The organism is Pseudoalteromonas apostichopi, assembly GCF_030297135.1.
GTDB classification, from domain to species: domain Bacteria; phylum Pseudomonadota; class Gammaproteobacteria; order Enterobacterales; family Alteromonadaceae; genus Pseudoalteromonas; species Pseudoalteromonas apostichopi.
The window spans coordinates 1331240-1348203 of sequence record NZ_AP028065.1 but is presented as its reverse complement, the minus strand read 5'-3'; the positions used below and the strand labels follow the sequence as shown (position 1 = coordinate 1348203).

Here is a 16964-nt window from a genome sequence, read left to right as displayed (position 1 = left end):
GATGTCAAAATACAAATCAACCACGGCTGCCTTATTGCTTTGCACAGCAGTAAGCTTATCAGCACAAGCAAGTGATGAATTAGAGCAAATTCAGCGAGAAGTAGGCATAATGGAAAAAATCCTAACAGCCGCATTAAAACAAGATACCGATAACAAGGTAAGAAACGTGTCTTCAAGTTATTTGCAGCACCAAGGCGTGGTGTTTAGCTTTGATGTGCGAGGTAGCTCACGTTGGTCTTCAGTATTTGCTACTGTGCCTGATGCTCCCCTTCCACCACTGCCAGATATCGATTTTGAAGAGCTGGCTGAAATAGAAGTGCTGGGCGAACATGTGCAAGTGATTAGCGATGCTGTCGTAGTGAAAACCCAAGAGGCCTATCAACAAGCCATGGAAGTAATGCGAGAAAGCGCTGAACGAGTTCGTGAAGTAGCTGAACAAGAGCGCGATGTTAGCCGTGAAATCCGCGATCTTGAACGTGAAAAGCGCGACCTTGAATTTGACCGCCGTCACGATAAAGATGCGAAAGAGCAAGAGCTCGAAAAGCGTAAACAGGCTTTGCAAGCATCTATCAAAGAGCTTGAAAAACAGCAGCAAAAGTTGTCATTAAAACAGCAAGAAATGCGCAAAGAGTTAGCTGAGAAGAAGCAAGCGCGTGTTAAAGAACAAAAACAGCAATTGGCCGCCTTAGCTCAGCAAGTAGATAAAAGTTTATCACTGACCTTATGTGATTATGGTAGCGGCTTAAGAAGTCTACCTAATGATGAGCATGTCAGTTTTATCATTCGTGGTGTTAGCGAAGGTAAAAGTGAGCAAGTAAAAGTGTTTAAAAAATCAGATATTAAAAAGTGTGTGGTCGGTGATATAAAAGCCGCACAATTACTTGATAAAGCATCAAGTTATAGCTTTTAAGCTTTCACACTCCCAACTAAAAAAGCAGCCTAAAGTGGCTGCTTTTCATTCATTGAAAATGGTTTTAAGTCGGGTAAAAACAACAAGTAAACCCACACGACTAAATTAAAGTAAGGTACTAACCCTAGCCCTGTAAATGTTTTTACCGGATACCCCTTAAAGGTCGCATTACGGTAACATTGATACGCTATCCCTAGATTCACAATCAGTAACAAAACGATTAGTTGTGTCATCACTTTTCTCCTTTATACCGTCAATACATGGACTTAACGATGTTAAGTTATATTATGTATGTTTAATATAATATGCAATGTCATGTTTTTTTTGGATAATCACCATAAATGCATGACATTTCATCTTGCTGTGGATTTAAGTATAGATGAGTATTGTCAGTATGGAAGTTTAAAAACTAATAAAAAATGTTTAAAAATGTATTAAATTTAAGCTTTTTAAGGCTAGATAATTGTTAGTTAAACAGATTATTTTCAGATATTTTTTTAAGCTCGTCGCTTATTTTTTCAACCGGTACAGGGCGAGCAATAAAGTAACCTTGACCATAGTCGACACCAATCTCTTTTAGCGCTAAGAATATCTCTTTATTTTCAACATATTCAGCAACAGAGCGTTTATCTAAAGAAGTACTAATGTCATTAATCGCTTTCACAAGAGCTAAATCGATGGGGTCATTCAACATGTCGCGGACGAATGAGCCATCAATTTTTACATGCTGAGCAGGTAATTGTTTAAGGTAGTTAAAAGTACTAAAGCCAGTTCCAAAGTCATCAATAGAGAAGTGGCAACCTAAGCCGTTTAATCGCTCGATCATGGCACGGGTAGCAGCAAGGTTATTGATACTTGCAGACTCAGTGATCTCAAAAATAATGCGTGTTGGTTCAACACTGTATTCTTTTAAGCTCGACTCAATATGTGGCAGCAAGCGCTCATCTAAAAATGACTGTGCAGACAAGTTAATCGCAACTTGATTTAGTTCGGGGTACTTGGCAACGCTTTTAATAGCATTACGAATTACACATTGATCCATCAAAAAGGTATCGTTTAAAAGCTCTAGTGCAGGAATAAACTGGTTAGGGTAGATGAGTTCATCATCAAGCGTTAAGCGTAATAAAGCTTCAAAATAGGCAACGTGACCTTGCTTGAAATCCCAAATCGGTTGATAGTGTAATTCGATAGCATCATGTTGTAATGCTTGGCGAATACTGTGGCCCCACTCAAGGCCAGCTTGTAAACTGTTGTGGCTAGAGTCTTCCTTCGAGTAGCAATGAACTAGATTTCGGCCTAAGCTCTTTGCCACATACAGAGCAATATCAGCTTGCTTTAAACACTCACTTGGATCGTTATTTTCAGCGGTTATTTGGGTTAAACCTATCGAGCAGCTAATTGAGTATTCTTGACCTTCTGAGTGAAAACGGTGTTTTTCAATCGCCATACAAATACTTTCTGCAACTAAGTGCGCATCGAGTAAGTTGGTATTTTTTAAGATCACGGCAAATTCATCACCACCTATACGGCAGATCAGGTGCTCCTCACTGATATTTGTAATGAATAACTGAGCAACCTCTTTTAAAACGATATCACCTTGTTGGTGACCTTTACTGTCATTGATAATTTTAAAGTGATCTAAGTCGATATAAATGAGCGCATGCTCGGTATCATTACTGGTGTATTTAGCTTTACAAATACGTTGTAATTGTTGGTCAAAGTAGTAGCGGTTATGCAGCTCTGTGAGCGTATCATGGAGCGCTAAGTGACGTAGTTGCAGTTCAGCTTGCTTACGTTCATGGATGTTATCGATAGTAGCAGTTATGGTTGCTGAGTTTTGGCTATTTTTAATCAGCTGTAAGCGGCACTCAACCCAAATTGCATTGCCATTTTTGTGCTTTAACTGAATTTCAACTTGTTGCTGTAACTCGCCACCACGCAAAATACTCTGAATTGTAGCCTGCAGCTTTGTTTTGCACTCAGGCAAACAAAAGTCAGTTAATGATTTCGCCAAACTAGACTTAATGCCGTAGCCCGTTAGGTGCTCCCATGCTGGGTTAATAAAGCGAATATTACCCTCTTGGTTAAACTCAAGCACCACGGTATTGAGATGTAATAAGATACGTTGGTGAGCTGAAAAAAGCTCTTTATAACGGCTTTGGCTCTGACTTAGTTGTTCTACTTTTTGCGCAAACTCTGCATAGCTCACCATAAAGTCTTCACGACGGGCGGCATGGTCGCAGACTTTACTCAATAACGAATGATCGTAAGGTGCGCGAATAAAATCAGTGACGCCAGAAAGTAACAATTGCTCTGCGTAATCTGCATCATTGTTATCTATGATGGTTACAATTGCTTGTTTAGGGTTGTGCTGTAAAATTTCACTAATCAATCCGGCTGCGGTATCAGAGTGAGATTCAGTGGCATCTATCAGTACAATGGCAAACTTTTGCTGCAAATAGGTGGCAAGGGCCGCTTTTGTTGATGTGGTATGGGTAATAGCGAAGCTGAGTTTTAGCTGTTCGCTAATGTCATTTGCTTTACGGTTATCTGTTTCAAGTAGTAATAAATTAAGGCGACTACTTTTTTCAAGGTGAGTTGATAACACGTTTGCCAGTACTTGCGGTAGCATATCTTGGCGCTCAAACGGCAGTACGGCATCAATACCATAGCTTCGAGCAGTGGTTTCGGCTATACGTTCACAATAAATTGGAGGAGTAAGTAAAATCGGTGTGTTTTTTGGGGTCTTTAATAACCCAGAGCGAATCATGCGCGAGAAGCGCCAGCCATCAATTTTACCGACCTCAAGGCCTGTAATGATAATATCCACAGGGTGGCTTTTGAGAATTTTTAGCGCATCTTGAGAGTCACTAGCTTCGATAAAGGTGAAGACATTAAGCTTATTTAATGTAGTCTTAATTGTTTCACGCTCAGCAACGCTCGCGTTCAAAATTAGCAGCTTTAACTGCTTTGCCATGGCGCTACTACCTCTTACTTAACCCATGTTTAGTGAATAAGCTAGAATAATGACATTTTGCCTAATCTACAAGCAAACTTTACCTAAAAGCGGTTATTAAGCACTTAAGTCTAAAATCGCCTTTAGCGAGCGCTAAGATGGTGCAGTGCTTTGCTTGAGGTAGTGGGCGTATCAGAGTAAACTTGGCGCGTTTTTATTAATGAGAGATATGCTCCATGCGCGTAGCTGATTTTAGCTTTGACCTTCCTGATGAATTAATTGCTCGTTTTCCTAAAGCAGATCGAACTAGCAGCCGTTTACTGACGCTTGATGGCCCGTCAGGGCAAGTTGAGCACAAAGTATTTAGTGATATTTTATCGCTCGTTAACGAAAATGACTTATTAGTTTTTAATAACACCAAAGTGATCCCTGCTCGCATGTTCGGGCAAAAAGAGTCGGGTGGTAAGCTAGAGGTATTGGTCGAGCGTGTGCTTGATGAGCACCGAGTGCTGGCTCATGTACGTGCCAGCAAATCACCAAAACCAGGATCAAAAATCATTCTTGAAGGTAAAGCTGAAGCAATCATGGTTGCCCGTCACGGTGAGCTATTTGAGCTTGAATTTGCCAAAGACGAAAATGTACTTGATATTCTTAATGACATTGGGCACATGCCATTGCCACCCTATATTGACCGCCCTGATAACGAATCAGACCGTGAGCGTTACCAAACAGTATATGGTGAAAAACCAGGTGCAGTTGCAGCCCCAACTGCAGGCCTGCATTTTGACGATAAGTTAATGGCAGCCTTAAAAGATAAAGGCATTAACATGGCGTTTGTGACTTTGCATGTTGGTGCAGGTACTTTCCAGCCTGTGCGCGTTGACTCAGTTGATGAGCATGTCATGCACTCAGAGTACATCGAAGTACCAGATGAAGTGGTTAAAGCGGTAGCTGAAACGAAAGCAAAAGGTGGTCGTGTAATTGCGGTGGGTACTACGTCAGTGCGTTCGTTAGAGTCAGCTGCTAAAGTGCACGGCGGCAAATTAGATACATATTTTGGTGATACCGATATCTTTATCTACCCGGGTTATCAGTTCAATGTGGTTGATGCCATGGTGACAAATTTTCACTTACCTGAATCAACGTTAATCATGTTAGTGAGTGCTTTTGCTGGCCAAGAGAACATTATGGGTGCCTACCATACGGCTATTGAGCAGCAGTATCGCTTCTTTAGTTATGGTGATGCGATGTTCTTAACGCGCAAATAACTATAAAAAGCCCAGTTTTTTAACTGGGCTTTTTATTTTCGAATTTAGCCCAATTTATAGTAATAAACCCGCAAACAGGGTAGAATCGAGCGGTTAAATTATAGCTTGTTGGACTGTTTTTCCGACACTGAGGATAATATGAAATTTGAATTAGACCGCACTGACGGTAAAGCGCGCCGCGGCCGCTTGATTTTTGAACGTGGTGTTGTAGAAACGCCAGCATTTATGCCTGTAGGTACTTACGGTACTGTTAAAGGCATGACGCCTGACGAAGTGAAAGATACCGGCGCGCAAATTTGCCTAGGTAACACTTTCCACTTAATGCTGCGTCCTGGTACAGAAATCATTAAGCAACACGGTGATTTACACGACTTTATGAATTGGGATCGTCCAATCCTAACTGATTCAGGCGGTTTCCAAGTATTCAGCTTAGGCGCAATGCGTAAAATCACTGAAGAAGGCGTAATGTTCAGCTCACCAGTTAATGGTGAAAAAATCATGCTTTCGCCAGAAAAAGCGATGCAAGTTCAGCGTGATTTAGGCTCTGACATCGTGATGATTTTTGACGAATGTACGCCATACCCTGCGACAGAAAAAGAAGCTAAAGATTCTATGGAGTTATCACTTCGTTGGGCTAAACGTTCAAAAGAAGGTCATGGCGATAACCCAGCTGCGCTATTTGGTATTATTCAAGGTGGTATGTATCCTGAGCTTCGTGCACAATCACAAAAAGGCCTAGAAGAAATCGGCTTTGATGGTTATGCCTTAGGTGGTTTATCGGTAGGTGAGCCGAAAAATGAGATGATCAATATTCTTGATCACTGTGCTTACAAAATGCCTGAAGACAAGCCTCGTTACTTAATGGGCGTTGGTAAACCAGAAGATTTAGTTGAAGCGGTTCGCCGTGGTATCGATATGTTTGACTGTGTAATGCCTACGCGTAATGCTCGTAACGGTCATTTATTCGTAACAGGCGGCATTGTTAAAATCCGTAATGCAGTCCATAAAACAGACACGGGTCCACTGGATCCAGAGTGTGATTGTCATACTTGTAAAAACTATTCACGTGCATACTTGCATCATCTTGATAAATGTAATGAAATCTTAGGCGCACGTCTAAACACGATTCATAACTTACGTTATTATCAACGCGTGATGGAAGGCTTACGTAATGCCATTAGCAATGGCAAACTAGACGAATTTGTTGCAGATTTTTATGCACGCCGCGGCCAAGAAGTGCCTGAGCTTGCAGATACATCAGATTAAATTTTTAGAAAAATTAAAGAGGAAGTGAAATGAGTTTATTCATCTCAAACGCCCACGCAAGTGCGGCAGGTGCAGCACCAGCAGGTGGTGGCATGGAAATGCTGATCATGTTGGGTATTTTCGGTCTGGTATTTTATTTCTTAATCTACCGTCCACAAGCTAAGCGCGTAAAAGAGCATAAAGCACTAATGAGCGCAATGGCAAAAGGCGACGAAGTACTAACGCAAGGTGGTTTAGTGGGTAAGATTGCTAAAATCGCTGATGACAAAGACTTCATCGTGATTTCATTAAATGACCAAGCAGAAGTAACAGTACAAAAATCAGCTGTTTCTGCAGTATTGCCTAAAGGCACTATGAAGTCGCTATAACAATAAAAATAAGGACTCACACGTGTTAAACAAGTTTCCATTATGGAAGTATTTACTTGTTCTTGTAGTGTTAGTCGTTGGTATTTTATATGCCTCTCCTAACTTGTATGGCCGTGACCCGGCCATACAAGTATCGGGCACTAAAGGTACTGATGCTGACCTCAGCGTACTCGATAAAGTAAATGCGACTCTCAAAGAACATAACGTTACTGTTAAATCAAGTAAACTTGAAGACGGACAAATTCTGGTTCGTTTTAAGAATGTTGAAGACCAACTAAAAGCGCAAGATCTACTGCGTGATTCCCTTAGTGAAGATTATATCTCTGCAATCAATATGGCTCCTGCTCAACCAGAGTGGTTAAAGTCACTGGGTGGTAACCCAATGAAGCTAGGCCTAGATTTAAGCGGTGGTGTTCACTTTACTATGGAAATCGACATGGCGACGGCGGTTGATACTCAGCTTGAGCAAATGGAACAAGATTTCAAAAGTGACTTACGTGAAGAAAAACTACGTTATCGTACTATTCGCCGTGTAGCGAATAGTGAGCGATTACGTGTTGAAATGCGTAACGAAGAAGATAAAGACGCTGCAGAGCGTTTCTTATCAACACGTTACCCATTAAACGTTTATGTTGATGATAGCAGCAGCGATAATGCTTTTTATGCCAGCATGAGCGAGCAAAAGCTTAAAGAAATTCGTGATTACGCTATCAAACAAAACGAAACGATTATTCGTAACCGTATTAACCAGATTGGTGTTGCTGAGCCGAACGTACAGCGTCAAGGTGCTGAGCGCATTATCGTGCAGCTTCCGGGTGTACAAGATACAGCTCGTGCAAAAGAAATTCTTGGTGCAACAGCAACATTAGAATTCCGCGAAGTTGATGAAAACGCAGATGCAAGTGCTGCGCTTCAGGGCCGTTTACCGCCTGGTACTGAAATGATTATGGCTCGTGAAGGTTACCCTGTGGTACTTAAGCAACGCATCATCCTTGAAGGTAGCCACATTACTGGCGCGCAATCAGGTATGGATGAGTATCAACGTCCACAAGTTAGCATCACGCTAGACAGTAAAGGTGGCGCGAAAATGAATGCGTTCACTAAGCGTGCGATCGGTAAACGCATGGCAACGGTATTTATCGAATATAAGCCATCAGGTAAAACAGATGAAAATGGTAAAGCACTTCCACCAATTAAAGTTGAAGAAGTGATTAACGTGGCGACGATTCAAGCGCGTCTAGACCGTTCATTCCGTATTACTGGTATCGATAACCCAGCTGAAGCACATAATCTTAGCTTATTACTACGTGCGGGTGCACTTGTTGCGCCAATTCAAATTGTTGAAGAGCGCACGGTAGGTCCAAGCTTAGGTCAGGAAAACATTGAAGCGGGTATGACCGCGGTTGTGCTTGGTTTCGTGTTTGTACTTTTATTTATGCTTGTTTATTACAAAGGTTTCGGCATGGTGGCGAATATCGCACTAGGTGCCAACTTAGTACTAATCGTCGGTGTAATGTCGCTTATCCCAGGTGCAGCGCTAACGCTACCGGGTATTGCCGGTATCGTACTAACCGTAGGTATGGCCGTTGATGCCAACGTACTTATCTTCGAACGTATTCGTGAAGAACTTGCAGATGGCCGCAGTCCACAACAAGCGGTTCATTTTGGTTACGACAGCGCGTTTAGCACAATTTTAGATGCTAATATCACAACGCTTATCGCAGCAGTGATCCTATTTGCTGTGGGTACTGGTCCTATTGCTGGTTTCGCAGTAACGCTAGCGATTGGTATTATCACCTCTATGTTTACAGCCATTGTTGGTACCCGTGCGGTAATCAACTTGTTTATTGGCGGTAAGCGCGTTGAGAAGTTGTCGATTTAGGAGTCAGCATGCAAATTTTAAAACTCGGTGGTAAAACACTCCCGTTTATGAAGTTAAGAAAGTTTGCCATGGCACTATCAACTTTGTTGATTTTGGCTTCTTTCGTATCGTTTTTTACTAAAGGCTTAAATTTTGGTCTCGACTTCACTGGCGGTACCGCTGTTGAGGTAGGCTTTACACAGGCACCTGATCTTAAAGAAGTTCGTGATGCAATCACTGAAAGTGGCTTTGAAGATTTTTCGGTGCAACTGTTTGGCTCAAGTAAAGAGATTCTAGTGCGTCTTGCTCCGCAAGGTCCTGGCGTAAAAGCAGAAGTAATTGGTAACCAAATCATTACGGCATTACAAAAAGTTGAGTCGACAGTCGAAATGCGTCGTATCGAATTTGTTGGCCCAAGTGTTGGTGAAGATCTGAAAGAGCAGGGTGGCCTTGCCATGTTAACTGCGCTTATCTGTATCTTAATTTACGTTGCGTTTCGTTTTGAATGGCGTTTTGCGGTCGGTGCAGTATCAGCACTATTACACGACGTTATCATTACATTAGGTTTATTCTCAGTGCTTGGCCTTGAATTTGACTTAACGATTCTTGCGGCAATTTTGGCGGTAATAGGTTACTCACTCAACGATACCATCGTTGTATCTGACCGTATCCGTGAAAATTTCCGTAAGGTGCGTATTGATGACACGATTGAAATTATCGATATTTCATTAACGCAAACGTTAAACCGTACCCTAGTAACTTCAATCACCACTATCTTAGTATTGATTGCGTTATTTGGCTGGGGTGGTCAAACGATCCACGGTTTCGCAACTGCATTACTATTTGGTGTATTCATCGGTACTTACTCATCTATCTATGTTGCCTCAGCTGTAGCAATTGCAATGGGTGTAAGTAAAGAAGACTTAATTCCAGAAGTAATAGAAAAAGAAGGTGCGGATCTCGATCCTATGCCTTAACCAGTGTTACAAAGAAAAACCGCCATAGGGCGGTTTTTTTTGAATAATATCTTTTTAAACTTACCTTACCTGATCCTTACTTAACAATGCTTCCATAATGTGCTCTATCGCCACTCCCGCATAAAGTTTACTGATGTAATATTTATATTCATCACAAAATGACTTGTTTTCAATAATTGGGCCGAAAATGCTCGGTTGCTCAAGAAAAGCGAGTGGTGAGATTCGTGATGCATGAGCTGCCTGCTGTAATGTTTCAGCTATATCATCGATAACCTCTAAAGGCTTACCTTGTTGCGATGAATGAGTGTCGCTGTATAAGCACCAAGCTGCAATCACTAAATTAGCAATTGGAGTATTCCCACCAATTTTAAAGTTTTCTAAAATAGTAGGCACTAAAAAGGTAGAGACCTTACTTGCGCTTTGAGAGCAAATTCGTGTAAGGCTGTCTTTGATGTTAGGGTTTGCAAATCGAGCTATCAGCGTTCGCTTATAATCACTTAGATCAATACCGGGCACGTCATCTAAAATAGGTGTTACTTCGTTATCCATGAAATTGCTTATTACTGCTGCAAATAAGGGATCTGAAATTGTTTGTTCTATGGTTTGATAGCCACGCAAAGAACCGAGTATTCCCAAAACAGTATGACTCGCATTTAACAAGCGAATTTTCATGGTTTCATAAGGAGTTACATCAGTTACTACTTGTGCACCTACTTTCTCCCAAGCTGGGCGTTGTTGACAAAACTTATCCTCGATGACCCATTGGTGAAAAGGCTCACACGTGACAGGCCATGAATCGATTACTCCCATTTGTTCAGCTAGAGCAATATCTTTATCAGTGGTTGCAGGCGTTATACGATCGACCATTGCATTAGGGAAGCTAACTTGACTTACTACCCAATCAGCAAGCTCTGAGTCAAACGAACTAATGTAAGTAACTAACATTTTCCGTATTACATCACCGTTGTGTTGAACATTATCACAAGACTGAATTGTAAATGGTTTTTTGCCACTTTTTCTACGGCGATCTAAAGCAGCAGCAAGGTAGCCAAAAATCAGCTTTGGCTTGTTTGGGTTTGCTAAATCATGTTGTATATCGGGGTTTGAAAAATCGAACTCGCCGGTAGATGGGTCATAATTATAACCACCTTCGGTTATTGTTAATGAAACAATCTGAGTTTCATCAGCGGCCATTTTATTTATTACGGCTTCTGGATCATCCGGCGCTAAGAGAAAATCGGTTAAACAGCCAATTACTTGCACATCAGTTTTGCCACTTGGGTGTTTTACTAATAGAGAGTACAGATAATCTTGTGCTTCTAGAGATTGCTTAATAGCCCGATCAGCCTCGCGTAAGCCTATACCGCATATGCCCCAACCTAAATCCCCCGTATGGTTGATGTAGTTATCAGTATAGAAAGCTTGATGAGAGCGGTGAAATCCGCCCACACCAACATGGACAATCCCGGCTTTCAGTGATTGTCGGTTATAACGCGGCGCTGATATAGATGTAGGAAAAGAGCTCAGTGTTGAGTTATTTAAAGAAAGTGCGCTCATGTTTTGCCCCCGAGCAGTTAAACGGCTGAAAATTGTTTTTTACGCTGCATAGCCCAATACGCACTCGCGAAGTAAATGATGGTACAAGCGAATCCACTATTGAAAAATAATGTTCTATTGTATTCATATGAAGCAACATCAGGTGAGTAGAACATGGTATTTGCTGCTAGCACCACAGTGATACCTAAACTTAACCAAGCAACCGAAGTGAGTACTTTGGTTAGCAGACGTGTATCAAGAATAAATGATGGCTCATTGGCTGCTTGCTCGGCGTGAAATCTTTCTACTTTTTTATCAAAATTAGCAAGATCTGCTTCTTCTTCAGGATATTTATGTGCAGCTCCACTTCGTTTTGCTAAAAATATATATACGACAATACTGAAAACCCAAGTCGGTAAGAAAAGGTAGTAGAATGGGATTATATTGATCGCGTTTAATGTAAATCCGAAAACCAAACCAAGTGCCCACGCAATCACAGCCGCAGAGCTATGCTCAAGCTTTTTATAGGTAACCCAATAACGAGTTAGCCCTATCTTTGGAAATAAAAAGTGTTCAGCAAAAACGATGGCACCTACAGGTACGACTAAAAGCCCTGCGTATGTTAGTAATGGGAGTAACTTAGTAAATACAAATGGAAAGCAAGCAATTAAAACAGTAACTATGCCCACCAAAAATGTCGTTCTGGTACGCGAAAGGTTACTAAATATAGCTTGTGCAGCAAGACCTGCTCGGTATAAGTTTGCATTTGCTGTTGTCCAGCCTGCAACAATAACAATAACTAACCCAGATAATCCAAGAGCATGGAACGCAACATCACCTGGATCTAGCTCCGTAATAGATTTTTTCACAAGGACAGCTGTGCCCGCACCCATAATACCAGCGGAGATCCAAGCGATATAGTGACCAAATAACATACCTGCTGATGTACATAAGCCATAGCTTTTTTTCTTCGCGTAACGTAGTAGGGCCATGTCTATTAAACCAAAATGAGTAATCGTGTTCGCTGCCCAAGAAAAACCGATGACTTCTAACAGCCCAATGCCTGGCTCACCATTAGCATCTAACCCAGTCCATACGGAGACACTGCCAATGTGCATAAAGTCTCTCCAGCTGGAGACTGAGGTTTCACCAATTACAGAATTTGCAAGTTCAGGCATGAGTACTAATGGACCGCTGATGAACATAACAAATAACCATGGAGCACAAATACCTGAGAATTGCGATACAGCATTAAAACCATACATGGCAACCAATACAACGATAATGCCAACGGCAAGAACGACCATGACAAACCATGCGTTTGTTGGATACCAATTTAATTGAGCGGGAATATCAAGTGCAAAGCGAACAGCCGTTGCAGAGACGGTGATCATAGCTGCAGAAATGACTGTAAAGATTATTACGTTCGCCCAGTTATACAACCGGGTCATAGAGTTTCCTGCTATTTTTTGAAGGTAAGTATATAGACTCAGGCGTGTTTCAACCGCTATTGGGGTTGTGATTAGTGTCCAGCTCAGCACGGCGAGAATATTACCTATTAGTAAACCAAGCAGAATATCTGTCATGGTTGCACCAAGTGCAACAAAGGTTGCACCAAATACAAATTCGGTGGCAGCAACATGCTCACCAGCGTATAAACCTAAAAAATGTCTCCATCCTTTGAGCTTATGTTTTGCAATAGGCAATTGTTCTTCTTCTATGTGGTTTAGGTCTTTATGATCACTTTTCATAAGTAACGATCCCAGTACTTTTTAGGCATGCTGATTTGCAAGTGAATAGCTTAAACCGCATTTTTATTTGTGTGCTTATTGCTTAACACTTAAAACTTTTTATTAGACAAATAGAAAATTTCAAATTCAACATGCCCATGATTGTTGTCATTGAGCATTTACATAAAAGCAAATGCTTTCTTGGGCAAATCTATGCCTGTTGGGCATAATCCTACGGTGTTTGTTTTTTGTCAATGTTAATAAACTAGTCTGCTCAATCGGTTAATTGTTAATAATAAGTCGAAGTAATTACACTTGTTTAGCAAACTTAAACCTCATTAAATTATGCTTAGTTAAGTTATTAAATTTTATTTATTCTCATCAATGCTTTATTTGTTTTTGGTTTTGTCTGCAAGCACTGGTCGCATTAACGAGGATTAGTTTTATCCATTCCAATTTATCTTTGGTAGATTTCAATTTCTTTTTATTAGAATTTAGGCTCTATTTTTTGATGTTGACAAATATAGTGTGTGTTAGGAATATGCTCATGCTGGTGTCATTTGCTCTTGTTGCGAGCGCTAGACACCAAGATACTGATTAAGCTAGGACAATTTTAAAATGGAGAGCATGCATATGAACAAAAATCAACAACCTAAGTTTTGTCGTATATTGAAAGGGAGAAGCTATCGCTATTCTAATGTAGCTAGACTTAAATCTATTGCAGCCATTATGTTGCTGTATTCTCAGTCAGGACATACAGCTAATAGTTTTGATTTTCACAGCCATTTAAGTGGCGATTGGCTAGGGGCAAGAGATAAGCTAGCAGAGCAAGGAGTGAATATTCGTTTAGGCTACTTCAGCCAAACAGCGCATAACTTAAAAGGAGGAGAAAGCACAGAAACAGCCTATGCAGATCAGTTTTTTGTCGGTGGCTACTTTAATTTAGAAAAATTGGTTAATTGGTCTGGCGCCGAATTTAAAGTGGAGCTTACTAATCGTAATGGCGAGCTTATTAATGAAAAAGCAAATCTGCCTGTTTTGCTGCAATCGCAACAAATTTATGGTCGAGGCAATGTAACTCGTTTAACCCAATTTTCGTTAACTCAGCATTTATTTGAAGATCAACTTAGCATTAAAGTGGGTCGAATTTACCCAAGTGCTGATTTTTTTGCGATGAGTTGTGCCTTTCAGCACCTGACATTTTGTAGTGGTGGTTCATCTAATTATTTGAGTAGTAGCTGGTATGGTGACCCTCTTAGTGCATTAGGAATGCAATTAACATACAAAGTGACTGATAATTTGCTTTTTAAACTAGGCAGTTATGATGCAAACCCTGCAACCATGTCATTAAATCAGGGGCTAAAATTAACAACATCAGGTGAAATTAACGGAACTACCTTGGTTAGTGAGCTGGAATATAAAAGGGATTACAAAAATGGTTTAGATGGCGATTATCGGTTTGGCATTGTCCGTAGTAGTTTAGATAAAACTAAACTAGTCAATAACGCTGGTTATCCTGCAGGCACGACAAACGATATGGTTGCTATAGAGGATACTGATAACGCATTTTATTTTAATATTGAACAACAGCTTACTCGTAATGTATCAGGAGGTGGCTTACGTATATTTGCGAGTATGATTCATGCAGATAAAAGCATCAGTGCTATTGGCGAAGTTTTGGCTTTTGGCGGATATATTGATGCACCATTGGTTAGTAGACCAAACGATCGTATAGGTTTTGCAGTAGGTCGAAACAGTGTGAGTAATGATCTTAATGATGCTCAGCGCTTTTATAATGCTAATTTTTCAAATAATGAATTAATAGTAAGGGATCATGAGTACCCGATTGAGTTAAATTATAATTATGTTGTCACCCCGGCAATACAGTTAATGCCTAGTATCCAGTATATCATCGACCCTAATGGTGATAATGATGCTGAGAATGCAATGATTGCTGGTTTACAGTTGAGCTTAAATTTCTAGCTAAACCTTTTAAACCGAAGTTATTTGACTGCAAATTCTTGATTTTGTCGTTCAGATGCTAATAGCTTCAGGTTATTCACACTTTGTGAAATGCATAGGCACCTCACTAATTTTGAAACAAATTTAGTTAGGTGCTTTTTTAGTTTAGAGTGTGAACCCTAAAATTGTTATTCATGACAGATTATGTATAAAATAGCCGCTGCATAGCTGATTCTAACTTAACCTGAGAAGCAATATAGAGTCGATTTTTAACTTTGTTTGCAACCCAAGGGATGAGTACAGCACAATTATATAAATGTATTTAAAAATCCCTAAAAAGTAATAAATCTCTTGTTTAGCAGACTGATTTTGCTAATTATTTACCTCATTTATTGTTTAAACAGGCGTATAAAATGGCTTCAATTTCTAGCAGTGATAATCAAAAATTAGAAGAAGCAGCGAGGGCTGGCTGGCTCTACTATGTTGCTGGTAAAACTCAAGATGAAATAGCCAAGCAACTTAATACATCTCGCCAATCTGCGCAAAGGCTTGTTGCTTTGGCAGTATCACAGGGGTTAATAAAAGTACGATTAGAGCATCCAATTCGACGCTGTATGGAGCTTGCTGATGCACTGCAAAATCGATACGGTTTGCTTAGTTGTGAAGTGGTGCCTAGCGAGAGTAACGATATAAATTCTACTGTTGGCTTGGCTCAAGCGGGTGCTGCAGAAATCGAAAGACAGCTAAAACAACGTCAGGCAAAAATCATAGCGTTTGGTACAGGTAGAGTGTTGCGTGCATGCGCAGAAGAGCTCCCAACAATGCATTGTCCACATCATCGTATTGTATCTTTAGTTGGAAATATTGCTCAAGATGGCTCAGCAAGTCGCTATGGAGTTGCAATTCATGTTGCAGAAAGAGTTGGTGCGCAACATTTTCCTATGCCAGTACCCGTCATTGCAGGATCTGAAGCTGAGAAAGTAGGCTGGCAGCAATTAAAGCATGTTAAAAATGTACATCAACTTGCATCACAAGCTGATGTTTCATTTGTTGGAATTGGTGATTTAGGAACTAATTCACCCCTTCACTTAGACGGCTTTGTTACTCGGCATGAACTGGCTGCGCTTGACGCTATTGGTGCTACAGGTGAAGTAATTAGCTGGATTTATAATAATGAAGGTAATCTTGTCGAATCAGAAATAAATAATCGAGTGACGAGTGCAGTACTTTCTCCCAGCAATGAAAAACGTGTTATTGGGATTGCAGCAGGTAACAATAAAGTGCCAGCCATTGCTGGAGCGATAGAATCTGGAATGATCAATAGTCTCATTACGAACGAACTAACTGCAGAGGCACTGTTGCTGAAGTAAATCTTGGTGTTATGAAATTGACTATACTTAACGAGTTACATGTTTTCAGTTGTTCTTGCATTTATGGTTACTCTTGCTACTAATGATTGTTTTAAAATGAGTTAAATCAGACTCTCGGAGAAATTATGAAACACCTGATGTTTAGTGTGTTTATACTTTTAATGCTTAGCGCTTGTGGCAAAAAAGCAGAGCCAGAACAGACTGAAATTCAACAATCACCTGAGGTGACTCTAGGGCAGCAGTTCGACAGCTATCAAGGGTTGGCTTGGCAAGTTGTAGAAGCATTACAAAACCAATCAACTGCTCAGCAATTACAAGATCTGACGCTTAAGCTAATTAGTTCATCAACTGGTTTGTTTTTAAACCTTAAAGCACAGCTGCCAGAATGTGAGGCAAGTTTGCAAGCGATGGCAAACGCAACAGAGTTTCAGCAACAGCAAAGTGATGATACAGAAGCGTTGAAGAATGAAATTACGATTAACTTAGAACCGGAGCTTCCAGAATTTGCAGCTGCAAGTTGCTATCACGCGCAGCAGTTATTACTTAATCCGCTTGCAATTTATAAATTAGCTCAACAAACAAGTTTAGCACAGGATGATTACCAGAGCGCCAAACTAAAAATGATTGATAGTTTTGCCCGTATTAAACAGCTTGAGCTGATCACTGCCATTGACTAGTCTGCACTCGTCATCGCCTTGCCATAAAATTGTCATACAAGGTTGCTAATTTAGCCTCCTATTTGTATTTTTTAGGCTAGGTG

Annotated in this window: 13 protein-coding genes; 9 read left to right on the top strand and 4 right to left on the bottom strand. The window is 40.6% G+C overall.

What is annotated here, in order from left to right:
* The first annotated feature begins 1 nt into the window (after window position 1).
* On the top strand, window positions 2-910 hold the full coding sequence (locus QUE86_RS05985; RefSeq protein ID WP_286259905.1) for a hypothetical protein: 909 nt from the start codon (window positions 2-4) through the stop codon (window positions 908-910).
* Window positions 911-939: 29 nt separating this feature from the next.
* Here QUE86_RS05985 and QUE86_RS05980 read toward each other — a convergent pair whose 3' ends face one another.
* A complete protein-coding gene (locus QUE86_RS05980) occupies window positions 940-1143 on the bottom strand; it encodes a hypothetical protein (protein WP_054563535.1) in 204 nt (67 codons plus the stop codon).
* Between the two features lie 233 nt (window positions 1144-1376).
* Window positions 1377-3887, bottom strand: a complete 2511-nt coding sequence (locus tag QUE86_RS05975; protein WP_167658394.1) for a two-component system response regulator — start codon at window positions 3885-3887, stop codon at window positions 1377-1379.
* 215 nt (window positions 3888-4102) lie between these two features.
* Between QUE86_RS05975 and queA the strand changes: the two genes are divergently transcribed.
* From queA to secF, 5 genes are all read left to right on the top strand, one after another.
* Window positions 4103-5134: a tRNA preQ1(34) S-adenosylmethionine ribosyltransferase-isomerase QueA gene (gene queA / locus QUE86_RS05970; protein WP_130050429.1), complete on the top strand. Its 1032-nt coding sequence runs from the start codon at window positions 4103-4105 to the stop codon at window positions 5132-5134.
* Window positions 5135-5272: 138 nt separating this feature from the next.
* The gene (gene tgt, locus QUE86_RS05965) at window positions 5273-6400 is read left to right on the top strand and encodes a tRNA guanosine(34) transglycosylase Tgt (RefSeq protein WP_058583935.1); all 1128 of its coding nucleotides are present in this window, start codon (window positions 5273-5275) and stop codon (window positions 6398-6400) included.
* A 29-nt stretch (window positions 6401-6429) separates the two neighbouring features.
* A complete protein-coding gene (yajC, locus tag QUE86_RS05960) occupies window positions 6430-6768 on the top strand; it encodes a preprotein translocase subunit YajC (RefSeq protein WP_036973302.1) in 339 nt (112 codons plus the stop codon).
* Window positions 6769-6790: 22 nt separating this feature from the next.
* The gene (gene secD, locus QUE86_RS05955; RefSeq protein WP_167658393.1) at window positions 6791-8650 is read left to right on the top strand and encodes a protein translocase subunit SecD; all 1860 of its coding nucleotides are present in this window, start codon (window positions 6791-6793) and stop codon (window positions 8648-8650) included.
* Window positions 8651-8658: 8 nt separating this feature from the next.
* Window positions 8659-9606 carry a protein translocase subunit SecF gene (gene secF, locus QUE86_RS05950; RefSeq protein WP_130050431.1) on the top strand — a complete coding sequence of 316 codons (948 nt, stop codon included), beginning with the start codon at window positions 8659-8661 and terminating at the stop codon, window positions 9604-9606.
* Window positions 9607-9666: 60 nt separating this feature from the next.
* Here secF and QUE86_RS05945 read toward each other — a convergent pair whose 3' ends face one another.
* Both QUE86_RS05945 and QUE86_RS05940 read right to left on the bottom strand, forming a co-directional pair.
* Entirely contained in the window at window positions 9667-11163 is a 1497-nt protein-coding gene (locus QUE86_RS05945; protein WP_286259886.1) for a mannitol dehydrogenase family protein, read from the bottom strand.
* 17 nt (window positions 11164-11180) lie between these two features.
* Complete coding sequence (locus QUE86_RS05940; protein ID WP_286259884.1) at window positions 11181-12893, bottom strand: purine-cytosine permease family protein; 1713 nt, start codon at window positions 12891-12893, stop codon at window positions 11181-11183.
* 612 nt (window positions 12894-13505) lie between these two features.
* Between QUE86_RS05940 and QUE86_RS05935 the strand changes: the two genes are divergently transcribed.
* From QUE86_RS05935 to QUE86_RS05925, 3 genes are all read left to right on the top strand, one after another.
* Window positions 13506-14855, top strand: coding sequence for a carbohydrate porin (locus QUE86_RS05935; RefSeq protein ID WP_286259883.1), 1350 nt, complete (start codon window positions 13506-13508; stop codon window positions 14853-14855).
* Window positions 14856-15247: 392 nt separating this feature from the next.
* On the top strand, window positions 15248-16204 hold the full coding sequence (locus QUE86_RS05930; RefSeq protein ID WP_286259880.1) for a sugar-binding transcriptional regulator: 957 nt from the start codon (window positions 15248-15250) through the stop codon (window positions 16202-16204).
* Window positions 16205-16329: 125 nt separating this feature from the next.
* Entirely contained in the window at window positions 16330-16881 is a 552-nt protein-coding gene (locus QUE86_RS05925) for a hypothetical protein (RefSeq protein WP_286259877.1), read from the top strand.
* The last annotated feature ends 83 nt before the right edge of the window (window positions 16882-16964 follow it).

Coding starts and splice junctions, on each gene's coding strand:
- QUE86_RS05985 (WP_286259905.1), top strand. CDS start 2: ATGTCAAAATACAAATCAACCACGGCTGCCTTATTGCTTTGCACAGCA.
- tgt (WP_058583935.1), top strand. CDS start 5,273: ATGAAATTTGAATTAGACCGCACTGACGGTAAAGCGCGCCGCGGCCGC.
- QUE86_RS05930 (WP_286259880.1), top strand. CDS start 15,248: ATGGCTTCAATTTCTAGCAGTGATAATCAAAAATTAGAAGAAGCAGCG.
- QUE86_RS05975 (WP_167658394.1), bottom strand. CDS start 3,887: ATGGCAAAGCAGTTAAAGCTGCTAATTTTGAACGCGAGCGTTGCTGAG.
- queA (WP_130050429.1), top strand. CDS start 4,103: ATGCGCGTAGCTGATTTTAGCTTTGACCTTCCTGATGAATTAATTGCT.
- QUE86_RS05935 (WP_286259883.1), top strand. CDS start 13,506: ATGAACAAAAATCAACAACCTAAGTTTTGTCGTATATTGAAAGGGAGA.
- QUE86_RS05940 (WP_286259884.1), bottom strand. CDS start 12,893: ATGAAAAGTGATCATAAAGACCTAAACCACATAGAAGAAGAACAATTG.
- QUE86_RS05980 (WP_054563535.1), bottom strand. CDS start 1,143: ATGACACAACTAATCGTTTTGTTACTGATTGTGAATCTAGGGATAGCG.
- QUE86_RS05945 (WP_286259886.1), bottom strand. CDS start 11,163: ATGAGCGCACTTTCTTTAAATAACTCAACACTGAGCTCTTTTCCTACA.
- QUE86_RS05925 (WP_286259877.1), top strand. CDS start 16,330: ATGAAACACCTGATGTTTAGTGTGTTTATACTTTTAATGCTTAGCGCT.
- yajC (WP_036973302.1), top strand. CDS start 6,430: ATGAGTTTATTCATCTCAAACGCCCACGCAAGTGCGGCAGGTGCAGCA.
- secF (WP_130050431.1), top strand. CDS start 8,659: ATGCAAATTTTAAAACTCGGTGGTAAAACACTCCCGTTTATGAAGTTA.